General features: G+C 67.4%; 13 protein-coding genes and 1 tRNA gene. 6 read left to right on the forward strand and 8 right to left on the reverse strand.

The annotated features are described in order from the left end of the window. Positions 1 to 53: 53 nt before the first annotated feature. The 3 genes from LLH23_19030 to LLH23_19040 all read right to left on the reverse strand — a co-directional run bounded on the left by LLH23_19030 (position 54) and on the right by LLH23_19040 (position 5,782). Positions 54 to 821, reverse strand: a complete 768-nt coding sequence (locus tag LLH23_19030; GenBank protein MCE5240559.1) for a YdcF family protein — start codon at positions 819 to 821, stop codon at positions 54 to 56. A gap of 174 nt (positions 822 to 995) precedes the next feature. Continuing rightward, positions 996 to 4,589, reverse strand: coding sequence for a DUF4091 domain-containing protein (locus tag LLH23_19035; GenBank protein ID MCE5240560.1), 3,594 nt, complete (start codon positions 4,587 to 4,589; stop codon positions 996 to 998). 83 nt (positions 4,590 to 4,672) lie between these two features. Further along, positions 4,673 to 5,782 carry a DegT/DnrJ/EryC1/StrS family aminotransferase gene (locus LLH23_19040; GenBank protein MCE5240561.1) on the reverse strand — a complete coding sequence of 370 codons (1,110 nt, stop codon included), beginning with the start codon at positions 5,780 to 5,782 and terminating at the stop codon, positions 4,673 to 4,675. A gap of 172 nt (positions 5,783 to 5,954) precedes the next feature. Here LLH23_19040 and LLH23_19045 point away from each other — a divergent pair, with 172 nt between their 5' ends. Both LLH23_19045 and LLH23_19050 read left to right on the forward strand, forming a co-directional pair. Then, positions 5,955 to 6,215, forward strand: coding sequence for a hypothetical protein (locus tag LLH23_19045; GenBank protein ID MCE5240562.1), 261 nt, complete (start codon positions 5,955 to 5,957; stop codon positions 6,213 to 6,215). Positions 6,216 to 6,229: 14 nt separating this feature from the next. After that, positions 6,230 to 8,467, forward strand: a complete 2,238-nt coding sequence (locus tag LLH23_19050; GenBank protein MCE5240563.1) for a hypothetical protein — start codon at positions 6,230 to 6,232, stop codon at positions 8,465 to 8,467. 75 nt (positions 8,468 to 8,542) lie between these two features. On the opposite strand, the gene LLH23_19055 is transcribed toward LLH23_19050, so the two are convergent. Together LLH23_19055 and LLH23_19060 are read right to left on the reverse strand one after the other, a co-directional pair. Next, the gene (locus LLH23_19055) at positions 8,543 to 9,010 is read right to left on the reverse strand and encodes a hypothetical protein (GenBank protein ID MCE5240564.1); all 468 of its coding nucleotides are present in this window, start codon (positions 9,008 to 9,010) and stop codon (positions 8,543 to 8,545) included. A 10-nt stretch (positions 9,011 to 9,020) separates the two neighbouring features. Further along, positions 9,021 to 9,785, reverse strand: a complete 765-nt coding sequence (locus LLH23_19060) for a hypothetical protein (GenBank protein MCE5240565.1) — start codon at positions 9,783 to 9,785, stop codon at positions 9,021 to 9,023. Between the two features lie 105 nt (positions 9,786 to 9,890). Here LLH23_19060 and LLH23_19065 point away from each other — a divergent pair. Continuing rightward, positions 9,891 to 9,964 (forward strand) — tRNA-Gln (locus LLH23_19065). 208 nt (positions 9,965 to 10,172) lie between these two features. On the opposite strand, the gene rlmN is transcribed toward LLH23_19065, so the two are convergent. Continuing rightward, positions 10,173 to 11,210: a 23S rRNA (adenine(2503)-C(2))-methyltransferase RlmN gene (gene rlmN, locus LLH23_19070; protein ID MCE5240566.1), complete on the reverse strand. Its 1,038-nt coding sequence runs from the start codon at positions 11,208 to 11,210 to the stop codon at positions 10,173 to 10,175. Positions 11,211 to 11,310: 100 nt separating this feature from the next. Here rlmN and LLH23_19075 point away from each other — a divergent pair, with 100 nt between their 5' ends. From LLH23_19075 to LLH23_19085, 3 genes are all read left to right on the forward strand, one after another. Beyond that, on the forward strand, positions 11,311 to 11,736 hold the full coding sequence (locus tag LLH23_19075) for a hypothetical protein (GenBank protein MCE5240567.1): 426 nt from the start codon (positions 11,311 to 11,313) through the stop codon (positions 11,734 to 11,736). An 82-nt stretch (positions 11,737 to 11,818) separates the two neighbouring features. Then, positions 11,819 to 12,262: a hypothetical protein gene (locus LLH23_19080; GenBank protein MCE5240568.1), complete on the forward strand. Its 444-nt coding sequence runs from the start codon at positions 11,819 to 11,821 to the stop codon at positions 12,260 to 12,262. 144 nt (positions 12,263 to 12,406) lie between these two features. Then, a complete protein-coding gene (locus LLH23_19085; GenBank protein MCE5240569.1) occupies positions 12,407 to 13,456 on the forward strand; it encodes a Gfo/Idh/MocA family oxidoreductase in 1,050 nt (349 codons plus the stop codon). A gap of 191 nt (positions 13,457 to 13,647) precedes the next feature. Here the strand turns inward: LLH23_19085 and LLH23_19090 are convergent, their stop codons facing one another. Both LLH23_19090 and LLH23_19095 read right to left on the reverse strand, forming a co-directional pair. Further along, entirely contained in the window at positions 13,648 to 14,430 is a 783-nt protein-coding gene (locus LLH23_19090) for a hypothetical protein (GenBank protein ID MCE5240570.1), read from the reverse strand. Between the two features lie 100 nt (positions 14,431 to 14,530). Further along, positions 14,531 to 14,761, reverse strand: coding sequence for a hypothetical protein (locus tag LLH23_19095; GenBank protein ID MCE5240571.1), 231 nt, complete (start codon positions 14,759 to 14,761; stop codon positions 14,531 to 14,533). Between the last annotated feature and the right edge of the window lie 382 nt (positions 14,762 to 15,143).

The following is a 15,143-nucleotide window of genomic DNA, read 5'->3' on the forward strand; positions in this document are numbered from 1 at the left end:
ATGCACTGCACGAACCGCAGGCGACATCGGTCCAGCGCCGCGGCGCCCGGTGGTCAACTGGCCCACCCCTTCAGCCGGTACATGACCAGCCCCACATACTCCCTGATCGCCGCCGTGGAGTCCACCAGTTGGTCGGCCTGCGGCACCCAGCCGAACAGGTTGGCCCCGCCCCGGTGGTTGCGGAAGTCCACGGCGTACGGCGTGGCCTCCATACCCACCTTCCGCAGGCAGCCGAGCGACCGGCGCATGTGGAAGGCGGTCGTGATCACCACCACCGACTGCCCCCCGATCTGCTCCAGGATGCGCTTGCTCTCGATCGCGTTCTCGCGCGTGTTCCGCGACGCGTCGTCCACGTAGATCCGCTCAGGCTCAATGCCGAGCCGGATGGCCTCGCCTTTGAGCAGCGAGGCCTCCGTCTTGGCGTGGTCCACGAGGCTGGCCGTGCCCCCCGAGAAGATGATCTTGGCCTGCGGGAGGCGCCGCGCGAGCAGGACGGCGTACATGAAGCGGTCGGAGGACGGACCATATTCCAACCGCCCCGGCTCAGACCGCACCAGGTCCAGCGCGCCGCCCAGCACGATGATGACGTCCGCGGTAGCCGGCTCCGGGGCGTTGGTGAAGGGCCGTTCGAGCGGCAGCAGCAGCACGTCGGTCCCCCACGGGCAACTGCAGAACCAGAGCACGACGACTGCGGCCCAGAACAGCCGCCAGGCGGGCTTGGGCCGCCGCCGGCTCCGCAGCCAGAACACCACTAACCCCAGCAAAGCCAGGGTCAGCGGGAAGATCAGATAGCCCAGCAGCTTCGACAAGACAAAGAACATGAGTACCACCATTCCGGCTAGTAATCGGCCGAGGCTGCAGATGCGGTCTCAGATGCGGGTGTGGGTGCGGGTGCCACTGCCAGCCCCGCTGGCAGTGCTTCACAGGCCCAGGCACGGCCAGGAAGCCTGGCCGTGGCACCCGATGCCCGAGCCCCCGGCCCCCGGGTCGGGCCGCTAGCGCATCAGCCCCTCGATCGCCTGCGCGCACTGCTGTCGGACCCGGTACACAGCCTCGGGGTCGGGCAGGATCTTCGTCGAGTACCGTCCGCCCGCATTCGGGATTTCCACCAGCTTCTCCGCCGCCGCCAGAGCGGCCTTGGCGGCGGCCACAGCCTCCCGCGTGGGGCGGCGTGTCCCCACGCCGCCATCTGCGGGCGTGGGGACACGCCCGCCCACGCGCTCCACCAGGTCCCGCAGCAGCCACAGATACTCATAGTCCTCCATCCCCTCCCGCGCCTGCTCCAGCCGCGCCGAGCTGACCGCTCCGTCATGCCCGATGGGCTTGCCCGGATAGGCCAGGAAGCCATCGCCACACGGATAGCGGACGCAGTCAATCTTCCCCGGCGTGCCGCTCTGCTTGATGAAGCTGTGCCAGCCGAACTCGTAGGGGTCATACGTCAGCCAGTCTATCCCCCAGAACTCGTAGGCCCTGGCGCCGTACTTGAAGGCATAGTGGGGCAGCAGCCGCTCCACACCGCAATAGGGCGTGTCGGTGCACATCTGTCCGTCGGTGGTCCACCAGATCGTGTCCCCGGCGGCCTGCAGCTTCCTCATCTTCTCCACCGAGAAGCAGCCATAGTGCCCCACGCCCCACACGTTCAGGTATCCGCCCTCCCATGCGGGCTGCTCGTGCCAGTTGCTGACGTAGATGCGGATGGCCGGGTCCACCTCGTGGACCATGTCACACAGGGCCTTCATCTGTGCCCGGATCTCGGGCTGGCTGTCATAGGGCTCGTCGGACATGTACAGGACGATGCGGTCCGCCCAGCCCTTCGCCTTCACATGGTCCCAGTAGGCCTTCAGCACAGCCTGGTAGGCCCGCTTGTACTCGGGCCGCAGTCTGCCGCGGTCCACACCCTCGAAGGGGTATTGGCCCTCGTAGGGCTGCTCGCCGAACTTCGCGTACGGCGGGTGCCCCCAGCCGAAGCCGTAGAAGACGCCCGGCGTGTAGCTGTGCGGCAGCTTGAGCACATCAAAGTAGTACGCGGCCGCCTTGTCGTACTCGGTGAAGTCGGCCACGACCTGGCCGTCCTTGTACCCCAGTCTGGGCTCGGGATGGACGCGGTCGGGGCAGACGCGCCGGTCGGCCATGAACTGCCAGAAGTCCTGCTGCGTCTCCTGCTGCGTCTTCCCCTCGCGCCGCCACATGCCCCCGCCCTGTCGGCAGTCGTAGATCGCCGCGAGGTGCCCCTGATCCGGTAGCGCGAACCGGCGCACCTGCAGCGCCACCTGCCCCTGCCACAGCGTCCTGTCGCCCTGGACGAGCTTCACGGCGCCGCTGTAGGCTCCCGGCGTCGCCTCCGCCGGGGCCCGGTACGTGACCCACACCGGCTGCGTCTGGTTCGGCGCCGCGTCAAACGCACGGTCCGGCAGCAGCGGATCGGGCCACATCCCCGCAAAGCCATCTGACCCGCCCGTGCCACCGGGCAGACGCCGCTGCCAGTCCTCCAGCTTGCTGCTGTAGTAGCCGCCCGCGTGGTCTATGGGTACGTAGCCGACCACGTTCACAGTCGGCGCGGGCAGCCTCTTGCCGCCCGGCCCCACCGGCGCGCCGGCCACCAGACGCACCTGCGAGAGCGCCTGGTCCGAGCGGATCGCGAGTTGCAGCGGCTCGCACTCATTCCGCGCCAGCGACACCTGTAGGGCGGCAGCCTGCTGTGTGGCGGCAGCCTGCTGTGTGGGAGCGGTCACCGACCGCGAACCGCCCGGGTTCACATCATGCCTGAACACCTTGACCACCGCCGGCACCGGCCACACCTCAAGCCCCCTGGCCGGTCGGCCCTGCAACGGGCCCAGCTCGCCCCGTTGCGTCTCCACGAGCAGCACACCGTCGTGCCATGCCGTCCCGGTAGCGTTCATCGTCAGGTGCAGTTGGAAGATGCGGCAATCGGCGGGCATCGTGAACACCCCGGCGAGTTGCGTCCAGCCGGTCGTGCCGGAGATCGCCGGCCCCGCGCTCGTGTAGGGGTTGTCCTTGGACAGTTCCCCCGCTGCGGTGCGCTTGTGGGCGTGGAGTTGCAGGCTGCCCTTGAGGTCCTCACATTTGAGCCACGCCGAGTACAGATACGTCCGACCCGGCTCGACGGGCACATCCTGCCGCCAGCCGGTCCAGGCGGGCTTGGCGTCGTGCGGCACGTGGATCTTGACGCACCGCTTGCCGACCAACCCCGGCGTGTCGAAGCCGAGCATGGCTCCGGCCGGCTTCTCTCCCTCCGCCCCGCCAGGCCAGGCGTCCGGCAGCTTGTCCCCCTGCTCGAAGCTCCCGTTTCTGGCGAGGTTCACGGGACTGTCGAGCAGCCTGTCGAGGGACAGCACCGACCCCGGCGGCTCGGCGGAGCGCATGCCGCCAAGCACCAGGTAGTACGTCACGATGCTGCGCGGCGGCAGGTCCGCCTGGAAGACGAGCAGGCCCCCCAGTACCCCGCGCGGCAGCTCCCGCTCGCCCTGCATGATGGTGCGCCCGGAGACAGCACCGCTGAGCGTGCCACGCGGGACCAGCCCGCCCGTGTCCACGGCCACCATTACCCGACGGGGCTCCGCGGCCCAGTTGAACACGCGGATCGGAGCGCGCTGCTGCCACCCGCGCTTCCAGGTGGGTGGCTCGTCAATCTCCCTCAGCGGCAGCTTCTCGACCAGCCCGACCGTCGCCGTCAGCGTCGGCCGGGCGTCCGTTTCCAGCGTCACATCGTCGAACCATGCCGTGCCGGTGCCATACAGCACCGTGCCCAGGTCGGCGAGGTTCGCGCCCTCGGGGGCGGTGAACTCCGCCCGTACCTGCTTCCAGTCATATGTCCCCGCCCCGCCGTTGAGCATCGGCGAGATCATCATGGACTGGGTCGAGTTGCCGACGTGGATATACCAGCCGGCATTGCCCACCACGTCCTGCGCCTTGACCCACGCGGTCATGGTGTACTTGCCGCCGGGGATGAGGTGCAGGCCGCTCTGTCGCGTGGCGATCCACGTGGACGGCGCCCCCGCCGCCACGACGGTCCTCAGGCACCGCTGGCCCGAATGGGGGTTCTCTGTCACCCATGAAGCCTGGTGCTGGCTGTCAGCGGCGTCATGGCGCCACCCGCTCGGCGTGTCCCCCGAGCCGGCCTCGACACCGGGGTTGCGCACGCCGCTGCCGGCGTTCAGGAAGTCGGGGACAGCCCATGCCGCGGGGTTGTCGAAGTAGACGGTGTAGGTGGCTTCCCCTCCGGCGGGCACATCCGTGGCGAAGAACAGGCTCCCACCGGCGGGCACAGGCCCCCGCTTCACGATCTGCCCCGCGGCGTCCTGCACGGTGTACAAATACTCCGTGCCGGCCTCGTTGCACACGCGCAGGGCGTCCACGGTCGCCCCAGCCAGCGGGACTTGCCCCGCGCCCGTGCCGACCTTCAGCTCCACCAGCTCGCCCGGCAGGAGCTGCGCTCCCGTGTTGCGCACCTGCACGGCAATCCGCTGCCGCCACACCCCACCGTTGCCGATGCAGAGGGACGACTGCCAGTCCGCCGCCAGCCCCGCCGTCGCCCAGATCACGGCCCACGCCACGAGCATCTTCCGCATTCCGGTCACCTGCCTACCGAAGCGAGTTAGCCGGCGAAGTCACCTTCGCCGGCCAGAGCCCCCGCGCCTGCTCATGGGTGTCTCTACAGCGCCCCCCCCACCACCTCACACACCCGCTCGATCTGCTCGTCGGTCAGCTCGGGGTACATCGGCAACTGGATGACCTCCTGGGCGCACTGCATCGTGACCGGCAGGTTCACCTGGCCCAGGCCCCACTGCTCCCCGGCCGGGTGGGTGTGCGGGGGCTGTTTGTAGTGCGTCGCGAAGCCGATGCCCGCTGCCTGCAGCGCCGCGGCAACCTGGTCCCGCTTGGGCGTGCGCAGCGTGTACAGGTGGTACACATGCTCCGCCTGCGGGGCCTCAAACGGCAAGACCACGTCGAGCTTGCCCAGCAACTCGTTGTAGCGCGCCGCCACCCGCCGCCGGGCCTCGTTCCACTGCTTCAGGCGCTTGAACTTCACATTCAGGACCGCCGCCTGGACCTCGTCGAGGCGCGAGTTGTACCCGACCTCGCTGAACACGCCGCGTTCGGCCTGTCCGTGGTCGCGCAGGGCCCGCACGCGCTTGGCGACGTCGTCGCTCTTGGTGGTGATCATCCCGCCGTCGCCGTAGCCGGCGAGGTTCTTGCTCATGTAGAAGCTGAAGGCCGCCGCATCGCCCAGCGAGCCGACGCGCTCGCCCTTCCACCGGGCGCCATGGGCCTGGCAGGCATCCTCGATGATCCGCAGCCGCCGCGGCTCGCACAGGTCCACGATCTCGTCCATGTTGCACGGGTGGCCGAAGATGTGAACGGGGATGACGGCGCGGGTACGGTGGTTGATGGCTGCCGCGAGGGCCCTGGTGTCCATGCAATAGGTCTGCGGGTCAATGTCCACCACGACAGGCGTGGCCCCGACATGGGCGATGGCCTCGATGGTGGCCATGAAGGTCCACGACACGGTGATGACTTCATCGCCGCGCCCGATGTCCAGGGCGCGCAGCGACAGCGACAGGGCCTCGGTGCCATTGGCCACGCCGATGGCATGCTTGACGCCGCAGAAGTCGGCGAAGTCCCCTTCGAGCTGCTGGACATTGGGCCCCAGGAAGAGCTGCATGCTTTCGAGCGCCGTGCCGATGGCGGCGTTGACCTCCTGGCGCAGGCTCTTGTACTGGGTCTTCAGGTCAATCAGGGGTATGGGGGCAAGTTGGCTCACGGGGCACCTACTCACGGTTCAAGGCACGCCTGCCAGAGGCGTTTGCTATTAGAGTGTGCATACGGAGGGAAGTTGCGTAGGGATACGGATGGGACGGACCTTCCTCGCCATGTAGACTATGGTTGGTTGTTCAGGCGACTCTGCGAGCGAACCAATAGGGAGGGGAACGTCCATGGCAGAGAGCAAGAAGTTCAAGGGCAGAGTGTGGAAGACAACGGACGGTGGCGTCAAGCAGGCGTGGCTGGTGGTACGGGAGGATCCACGCGAGGCCATGCTGGTGGTACTGTGGAGCGGCATGGGCAGTATCGGCAATGCCGAGATCGTGGCGGGCCGACAGTGGGTGGATAGACGGTACAACGACGACGAGCAGGCGGAGATCACGGGTACCGCGTACTCAGACGGCCAACGAGACTACATTGTGGTCCCGACATAGGAGGAGGGCTGAGCATGTACAGACGATACGGGTTGCTCCTCGTCGCGGTCCTGTGCGTGGTGTCTACGGCGGCGCTCGCGCAGCCACAGAGCGTCCCTCAACCTCCCCGCCCGGGCATCGTGGTTGGCGCCCCGGCGGTGTATGACTACGAGGCGATGCGCGTCAGCCTCGAAAGCCTGGTGGCCGAACTGGCAGCCGCCAAGCCCCTGCTCAACATTCAGGACATCCACGAGGCGCTGGGGGGACGCCAGGCCAGCACAGCCCAGGAGCGCTACGACAGCTTCCGGCTGACGGGGCCCGACGTCGGAGGAGGCAAGGCCGCGGACGTCACCGCACCGACACTGTCTGCGGCCGGGGAGGTGCAGAAGGCAACCACCCCGGACACGACGGAGAAGATGCGCTTTGGCGGCCACGATCTGCTGGCGCAGCAGTTGGAGCTGAGCTACCGCATCGCCAACCTGCGCCTGCTGCTGGACGAGTCGGACAGTGACCGGTTCCAGGTCCTGCGGGTCACGGACAAGAACGGCAACCAGACGGCGCTCGCGTGTCGTCTGCGGCGCAAGGCGGTTCTGGGCTTCCAGGTCAGCATAGACAACCCGCTACCGGAGGCGGTGGCCAATGTCGAGTTCACGGTCAGCGCCAAGCCACCGGCCACAACCACGGAAGTGCCCGGACCTCGCCTGGCCGTCATTCGCATCTTCCCCGAGGACAAGACCTACAATGCCTCGATGCTGACCAGCAAGACCAGCGACTTCGGTCTCGGCGCAGCGGTGAACCTGATCGGCTTTGGCGCGCTCTTCGGCAACCGCAACAGCGCGCTGTACCTGGTGCGTGACACCGATACGGTGGCCCTACTCAAGCCGCCAACCGCGGAGGGCACAGTCAGCTTCGGATGGCAGTTCCGTCCGGTTCTGGGGCGGAAGAGCATCGTGCCGGGGAAGCGTGATGTCTACGTGGCGTTGGCCCTGCCGGCAACACAGGAAGACGACTGCGAGTTGCAGGTCAGCGCCAAGGTCTCATGGCAGCGCTTCAACCCCAAGAAGAAGACCGTCGGCGACTACATGCTCAACGACCGCCTGGACGCGTTGCCCGACAAGGCCGTCGTCGCCGTGCCCTCCTCCCAGGAGATGCGCAAGCGACGATCGCCGTTGTGCAGCGGAGCAACAGTCACAGCAGCCGGCGCCGATAGGGCCATGGTAGTCCTGGACACTGCGGACCTCGACCAGAATACGTCCGTCGTGATCGGGGCACGCACGGTGCGGGAGCCCGACCTCATCCGCACCGGGTACCACCGCCTCGCCTTCTCGGCCTCGGTGGACGAACTGGCCGCCAATCCCGTCGGCTTGGCGTCTCCCTATGGCTATGTGAATCCCGTCTATGAGTACAAGCGCGGCGATGGCGATCCCGAGCCCCCCAACTACCAGTTGAGTGCGGCGGCCAAGGTCTATCCCGTTGATGCCACCAACACCCGCGTGGAGCTGACAGTGAAGCCGAAGACCAGGTTCTGGGACAGTTCAGAGATCGGCTATCCCTGGTACGCAAAGCTGGGTTCCACCTACTACGCCTTCGCCCGGCTGAACGCCAATGCGTGCGCCGAACAAGCGCAACTGAGCCTGACCTGCGAAACCAAGGCGTTGCGCGATGCCCGCGTGCTCGAGGTGGGACGCCTGTGCGTGGGCGACGTCTGCCGGATCACATGCGACGTACCACCTCCTTCGGCGTGGGAGCCCCGTCCCCTGGGTATAGACAGCGTGACACCCGTGGGCGAGGATGAGCAGAAGCGTCAGGTGTACGCTGTGGTCGGCGGCGGCCTTCAGCAGGATCCCAGGAGGCCGTTGCGCATCTCCATGGGCGGGGAGCAGGTGACCCAGATCACGCCGGTCAGCGCCTCACTGATGCATATCGCTGTCCCCAAGGAGACCGCCGGGCGCGCCGACAAGCTCGTCGTGTACCGCGAGGGGGAGACGCCGGTCATCTTCTCACTGACCAAGCCGGCGAAGAAGCCAGCCCTGACGGTGGGACAAGCCGGCATGATGATCCTGGAGAAGACAGACAAGCTTGATCCGGCCGACATCGCGACGGTGACGTTCGGAGAGAAAGCCCTGAAGGTCTCCAAGGACGTCAAGGACGGTAAGGATGTGTACTCCCTGTACCCGGTGGAGTTGCTGACTGCGAAGGAAGGAACGGTCACGCTCCTCGTGACCACGAAGACGGGCAAGGTCGCGGAGCTGAAGCTGGAGGTCGGCAAGTAGACGGTGTGCCGAGCTGCAGCGACCTCGGGCGCCCGGCCACAGTGGCCGGGCGCCTGTGATTCCGCCGGGGCCCGCCTAGATCGGGAACTTGATGTTCGCCGAGACGCCGACGCCCGGCACCGTCCTCAGCGAGTTCTTGGTGCTGATGGGCAGCAGGCCGCGCGCGCGGACCGTGCCCAGGAGGTTCAGCTCCACCTCGCCGACCGCCCGCACCTTGTCCACCTGCGCCTTGGGGCCCATCACCTGCGCGGCCCCCACTGCCGTGCCCTTGCCGCCCCCCAGCCGCATGATCGGCACCACCTTCGTGTACCCCTCCACCGCCGCATCATGCTGGGCCAGGGCGCTATTGATCGCCTTGTTGATCTGCCCGGAGAAGTGCTCGACCACCCACCCGATGCCGAAGATCTTCACCAGATCGCCGATGCTGCCACCCAGGTCCAGGGCTTGCACGGGGTTCGGCGCCGTGCCGACGCCGAGCAGGAAGGCCCACATCAGCAGCATCACCGCCAGCCACGTCCACTTGTTGCGCTTCATCATGCTCATCGCCCCTTCCCTAGAGTCTCAGGTCGCCCAGCCCGGTCACGCCGACGCCCTGGACGCGGTCGAGCTGCTTGCCTGGTGTCTTGGTGGAGATCGGCACGTAGATGTCGATCTCGAGGAACTTCCGGAAGTCGATGCTGAACTGCGCCACGGCCTGGGTGCGTTCCACCCGGCTCTCGGGGCCGTTCACGCGGGCCACGCCCAGGCGCGTCCCCTCCAGTAGGCTCAGGATGGGCACGATTCTGTCCTCATACGGCTCGGACGGCTGCCACGTGCTCTCGGTAGTCGTCGCGGCCTCGCGCGGGCCGCCGAGGGCCTCGCGCAGGTTGCCGGCCCAGCGCTCAGCCAGAGCCTGCTGGCCTTCCTGCAGGACGCGGGCGTCCTCGATGGTCACCGTCACCAGGGAGACCTCGCGCCCTGATATGACATACGCCCCCTGGCTGGTCTGCACGAGGACATCGGCCGCGCGGAGGCCGGCGCGGATCTGCCGGTTGATCCGGTCCGCGACGATCACGGCCCGCTCGTAGCCGCTCACGTCGCCGGACGCCACCGCCAGGACGGCCACCTCCCTGTCCGCCACGGTCACTCGGCCGCCATCGAGCCCCGACACCGATACTGCCTCGACCCGGGCCTCGGGCTGCTCCGCGGCGCAGACCGCGGCCGGGTGGAGCGCCGGCGCCCCGCCCCCCACCAGCCGCCCCAGGCCGAACATGCCCACGCAGGCCAGCACTAACGCCAGGCCCGGCGCCATACGACGTCTGAGGGTCTGAACTGCCATCTTGTCCCTCCTTCATGAACGGATTCCACGCTCATCCGGGGACGGCACGAGAGCCGCATCAAGGCATTGACTCCCGCCCCCGCCTTGTGTATGATGTTGCTCCGTTGCCGGGTGGTGTAATGGTAACACAGCTGACTCTGGATCAGCCATTCAAGGTTCGAGTCCTTGCCCGGCAGCCAACCAAGCGTTTCTTTCAGGCCGCTGCAGTTGCAGCGGCTTTTCGCATGGGTCGGGACGAAGAGGGGGGCGACCCGCATGACGGGGGCTTCCGCCCCCGCCTAGACTGAGTCGCGCCTCCGGCGCTCCCACCGCCCCCACAGCCCAGTCCCCCCATCGCGCCCCCGCACGCCGTGTCCCGAATCCCGGGTCCCGAATCCCGAACCCGCCCTACCCTTCCCCCCGTGCGCGTAGCTGTCCGCAGGCGGCGTCTATGTCACCACCCTTGCTGTGGCGGAGGCTCACATTCAGCCCGTGCCGCCGACAGGCTTGTACGAAGGCACTCACTCGCGGATAGGCCGGCGGCTTGAATCGAGCGTGGGATACCTCGTTGAAAGGGATCACGTTCAGATGGTGCGGCAGGCCCTTGAGGAGTTTGCCCAGGCGCTCGGCATCATCAAACGAGTCATTGACACTCTCGATGAGCACGTAGGCGAAGGTCACCGGGCGGCCGCCATGGGCCTCGGAGAAGTGGCGGCAGGCCTCCAACAACTGCGCCAGCGTGTACCGCGCCGTCCCGGGCATCAGCTCCCGCCGCTGTTCGTCGCTGCCGGCGTTCAGTGACACCGCCAGCTCCGTGGCCGGCCCTTCATCGGCATAGCGATGGATGCCCGGTACGATGCCCGAGGTGGAGATGGTCAGCCGCCGGGGTGACATGCCGAAGGCCTCGGGCAGGATCAGCCGCCGCACGGCCTTCACGACGTTGGCGTAGTTGTGGAACGGCTCGCCCATGCCCATGAAGACGACATTGCGCACGCGCTCGCCCAGGCTGTTGATCGTGACGACCTGCTGGATGATCTCCCCCGCCGTCAGACTCCGCTGCAGCTTGAGCTGCCCCGTGGCACAGAAGGCGCACTTGACGGCGCACCCGACCTGGCTGGACACGCACGCGGTGTAGCTGCCGTCCATGCTGATGCGCACGCACTCGACTGTCTGGCCGTCGGCCAGCTCCAGCAGGAGCTTGGTGGTCTCCTCGCTCTGCGACACGGCACCGGGCACGAGCGGGCCGCAGCGGAAGGCCGTCTCCAGTTGCGCGCGCAGGTCGCGCGGCAGGTCAGTCATGTCGGCGAAGCTGGCGGCGCTGCGCTGGTAGGCCCAGGCGAAGATCTGGCCGGCGCGATAGGCAGGCTGCCGTCGCTCCTTGAGCCAGGCAGTCAGCCCGTCCAGTTCGAGTTCATAGAGCAGGGGTAGACGCTGCGGTGTAGTCATGGGGGGCTTTCGCAAAATTACTATTGACAGTAGTACGAATAACTGTCTATACTATGGACGTTAGTAGGCCGCGCGTAGCGCGCACTGGAGGTAGTCTAATATGCTTTCACGGATTGCGCAAACGATCTTGGTGGTCATCGTGGCTGCCGGGCCGCTCTTCGCGCAGACTCCGCTGCGCATGTGGTACCGTGGCGGCTTCGAGGGCTGGACCGAACTGCGGCGTGATCCCGCTCCCGGTTGGTACTACACACCCTCCCAGAACTCTGCCTATCCGCTGAACGAGTCGGCGTATGGCCAGCCGGTGCCATGCGCCAAGTGCGGCCACACACACTACCCGGGGCAGGACGTGTGCCCGTACTGTGGCGACCGTTGTGCGGCCGGGGGCAACGACCTGGATCCCGACACCGTCTACACCCAGCGCCGCCTGCCGGGGCAGTACTGGTATGAGAAGCAGCCGCACTACCGCTTCAGCGCCCCGATGCGCCTGCGCGGCACGTACCTGAAGTACAAGTGGCCCTACGACTAGGGCCGCATGTCGCCGGGGGGAACCCGGTTCGGTCTGTCCGCAGCCAGTGCCGCGATGCTCCGCGGTGATGAAAGGAGAAGTGATGGAGATGTTTGCACGCTGTCTACCCGTAATGCTGGTGATTGCGGTGGTGGGGACGGTCCTGCTGGGGCCCGCGGCAACCCCGGCCGCCGCGGACAGGAACCACACTGGCGAGGTCATCGCGGGGATGATCATCGGCGGCCTCATCGGCGCCGCGCTGGCTGATGACGATCACGGCCCACGCCACTGCGGCCCGCCCCCGGGCGATCCGTACCGGCGCTACGATCCCCCGCCGCGCGGCCAGTGGGTGCCGCCGGGCCGCGCCTACAACGAAGGCTACCACGACGGCTGGTACGATGGCCGCGACGTGGGCCGCCACGAAGGCTACAGCCGGGGTTATGACCGAGGCTACGGCAGCGGCTACGGCGACGGGCGCCATGACCAGTACCGCGCTGATCGCGGCTATGCCTACGGCCCCTGGTCCGGAGGCCCTTGCTGGCGCTGACAACGCAGTCTCTCCCCTGAGCCACCGCACCCCGGGCTACCCCCGGGGTGTGGTGGTTCTGGTTGAGCCCCTTTCCTCCGTGCTGCAGGTCCTCCGTCCTCGCCGCCGAACCTCTCCCCCATTCCAGTCCCCGGAGGATCACCCATGGCCAAACTCAGAGTCGGTTTCGTCGGCGCCGGCGGCATCGCCCGTGGCGCTCACTTGCCTGCCTACCAGGCACTCAGCAACGAGTGTGAAGTCGTCGCCGCCGCGGATGTCGCGCCGCAGGTCCTGGAGACCTTCGCCGGTGCCGCAGGCCTGGACGCCAAGCACTGCTACTCCGACTACCGCGACATGCTCGCCAAAGAGAAGCTGGACATGGTCTCGATCTGCACGCCGAACTCGTGGCACTGCCAGCCGACGCTGGATGCCTTCGCCGCCGGCCTGCACGTGCTGTGCGAGAAGCCCATCGCCATCAGCGCCGCGCAGGCGCGGGAGATGATCGCTGCCGGCCACAAGGCCAAGAAGCTCTTCATGGTCGGCCAGACGCTGCGGTTCATCCGAGCGGGCGCAATGATGAAGGAGTGGGTCAACGAGGGCGTCATCGGCGACATCTACTGGGCGCGGGCCCAGTACATCCGCAACCGCGGCATCCCCGGCCGCCTCGGGTTTGTCTCCAAGGAGCTGTCGCAGGGCGGGCCGATCTACGATATCGGCGTCCACGTCCTGGACCTGGCCCTGTGGCTGATGGACTTCCCCGAGCCGGTCAGCGTGTCGGCGGGTGTCTACAACAAGCTCGCCAGCAAGAAGTCGCCCCTGAACCCCTTCGCGCCCAAGCAGTATACGGTGCCGGATGACTCGTCCTTCAGCCTCATCCGCTTCGCCAACGGCGCGACGATCTCGCTGGAGTGCAGTTGGGCGCTGAACATCCCGCAGACGGCGATGAACGTGACGGTCTGCGGCGAGAAGGGCGGCTGCCAGTACGAGCCGCTGGCGATGGTCACGGAGCGCAGCGGTCGGCTGGACCGCGTGCAGCCGGAGATCTACAAGTTCCCCGAGCCGGGCGGCCACCACGGCGAGGTGCGCGACTTCATTGACGCCATCCGCAAGGACAAGCCGTCACCGGTGCCCGGCGAGCAGGCGCTCATCACCCAGCGCATCCTCGACGCGATCTACAAGAGCGGCGAGAAGGGGAAGGAAGTGAAGGTGGAGTAGGGAGAACGGCAGACGGCGTCCTCACCCCTGCCCCTCTCCCTCGCATACGGCCGCTCCGGAGAGGGGAGCCATGCGACCGCTCCATGGCTGCGAAGCCACAGAGCGGCGCCGGGGGTACCCCTCTACGGAGGCCCCAGCCGTACCGGGGCCGAGGGAGAGGGGAAGGGGTGAGGACGCCGTTGACGTTGACGTTACGAGTTCGCCGCGATGAAGTCCCTGATCCACAGCGCCTGTTCCAGGTGCCCGTCAATCAGGTTGGCCGACAGGATGGAGTAGCCGTCCAGCATCCCGGCCTCGAGGTTCCGCGCGATGGACTCCCACTGCACCTGCACCCGGTCCATCGGCACTGGCGCGACCATCGTGTAGTCCCGCAGGTACGCCCCCATCATGATCGGCTTGCCGGGGAAGACCTCCCGGCAGCGCGCGATGCCCTCGTCCTGCTGCACCAGCTCCTCGGACTTCCATACCCACAGGTTCACAACATCCATGAACTGCGCGAAGTCGGCCCACTCGGGCGCTTCGAGTTCGTGCGTGTAGACGACCACCCACAGCTTCAGCGCTGGGTTGGCGCTCTTGACCGCCGCGTACACCTCGCCGTAGCGCTCCGGGGTCATCTGCTCGCGCCGCGCCAGGCCCAGCATGTCGTCATGGAAGGCCCCGGTGATGTTGGGGAACTTCACTGACAGTTGGCTGACCAGGTTAGCCTCCGCCAGCACGCGCTCGGGGCGACCGTCCACCGAGTGCCGGCTGCCGCCGCGCTCCGTGTCACTGAACTCCCACTTGGCGATGTCGCAAGTCACTTCGTCCAGCCATGACAGGTGCTGCATGGCGAACTCGGTGTTGGGGTGGAACATGTAGTTGGCGTGCGTGAGGCCGAAGAATCGGCAGCCGTCACCGCAGCCGAGGATCGAGGGGTGCACGCCGGGGTCGAGCCCCTGCCCCTCCCAGCACCAGCCGACTTGTGCGAGATTCATGTCATGCCCTCCCATCCTCACGTAGGCGGGTTCGTCACCGAACCCGCAGACACCATGGCGCGTGACGAAGCGGGTTCGAGGACGAACCCGCCCACGCGCGTCATCCCAGGTCCACCATGTTCCAGCGCCCCGGCCCGGCATGCGCCAGCTTGCGCGGGAAGCCCGAGCGCAGGAACTCCATGTAGCGTTCGAGTTGCTCGACGGGTGCGTCGAGGCCGTGGCGCTTGAGCAGTTCGGCCTGCACCTGCTGCGTTGTGCATGTGCCAAGGTCCCCGACGATGTCGAGGATGCGGTCGGAGTTCTCCTGGGTGAGCTTGGTCAAGTCAGGCATGGCTTCCCTATCGCGCTCAAGTGTCGGGGTCCAGTCGCGCCTCCGGCGCTCAACGGCGCCCAGAGGTAGGAGGGGGCGCCGCGTGACGGGGGCTTCCGCCCCCGCCTAGGCTGAGCCGCGCCTCCGGCGCTAACGGCGACGACGCACCTCTCCACTGACGATGCCAGGCGCGCGTCGGCGCGAGGCCCGGAGGGCCGACTCAGTATAGGCGGGGGCGGAAGCCCCCGACCCCATGCGCACCCACCCCTCCCTCTGGTCACTCTGGTCGGAGCCCCGGAGGGGCGACTCACCCTCGCCGCAATGCCGCTGTCTGGTCGCGGGGTCCGGCCCGTGGGAGCGGTCACCGACCGCGACCGGAAGGCCATCGTCGCGGTCGGTGACC

It is taken from the genome of bacterium (assembly GCA_021372615.1).
Classification (GTDB): domain Bacteria; phylum Armatimonadota; class Zipacnadia; order Zipacnadales; family UBA11051; genus JAJFUB01.

What these genes read in the sequence shown, in the direction of transcription:
- LLH23_19030 (MCE5240559.1), bottom strand. Translation starts at nt 821, where the DNA reads ATGTTCTTTGTCTTGTCGAAGCTGCTGGGCTATCTGATCTTCCCGCTG.
- LLH23_19035 (MCE5240560.1), bottom strand. Translation starts at nt 4,589, where the DNA reads ATGCGGAAGATGCTCGTGGCGTGGGCCGTGATCTGGGCGACGGCGGGG.
- LLH23_19045 (MCE5240562.1), top strand. Translation starts at nt 5,955, where the DNA reads ATGGCAGAGAGCAAGAAGTTCAAGGGCAGAGTGTGGAAGACAACGGAC.
- LLH23_19050 (MCE5240563.1), top strand. Translation starts at nt 6,230, where the DNA reads ATGTACAGACGATACGGGTTGCTCCTCGTCGCGGTCCTGTGCGTGGTG.
- LLH23_19055 (MCE5240564.1), bottom strand. Translation starts at nt 9,010, where the DNA reads ATGAGCATGATGAAGCGCAACAAGTGGACGTGGCTGGCGGTGATGCTG.
- LLH23_19060 (MCE5240565.1), bottom strand. Translation starts at nt 9,785, where the DNA reads ATGGCAGTTCAGACCCTCAGACGTCGTATGGCGCCGGGCCTGGCGTTA.
- rlmN (MCE5240566.1), bottom strand. Translation starts at nt 11,210, where the DNA reads ATGACTACACCGCAGCGTCTACCCCTGCTCTATGAACTCGAACTGGAC.
- LLH23_19075 (MCE5240567.1), top strand. Translation starts at nt 11,311, where the DNA reads ATGCTTTCACGGATTGCGCAAACGATCTTGGTGGTCATCGTGGCTGCC.
- LLH23_19080 (MCE5240568.1), top strand. Translation starts at nt 11,819, where the DNA reads ATGGAGATGTTTGCACGCTGTCTACCCGTAATGCTGGTGATTGCGGTG.
- LLH23_19085 (MCE5240569.1), top strand. Translation starts at nt 12,407, where the DNA reads ATGGCCAAACTCAGAGTCGGTTTCGTCGGCGCCGGCGGCATCGCCCGT.
- LLH23_19090 (MCE5240570.1), bottom strand. Translation starts at nt 14,430, where the DNA reads ATGAATCTCGCACAAGTCGGCTGGTGCTGGGAGGGGCAGGGGCTCGAC.
- LLH23_19095 (MCE5240571.1), bottom strand. Translation starts at nt 14,761, where the DNA reads ATGCCTGACTTGACCAAGCTCACCCAGGAGAACTCCGACCGCATCCTC.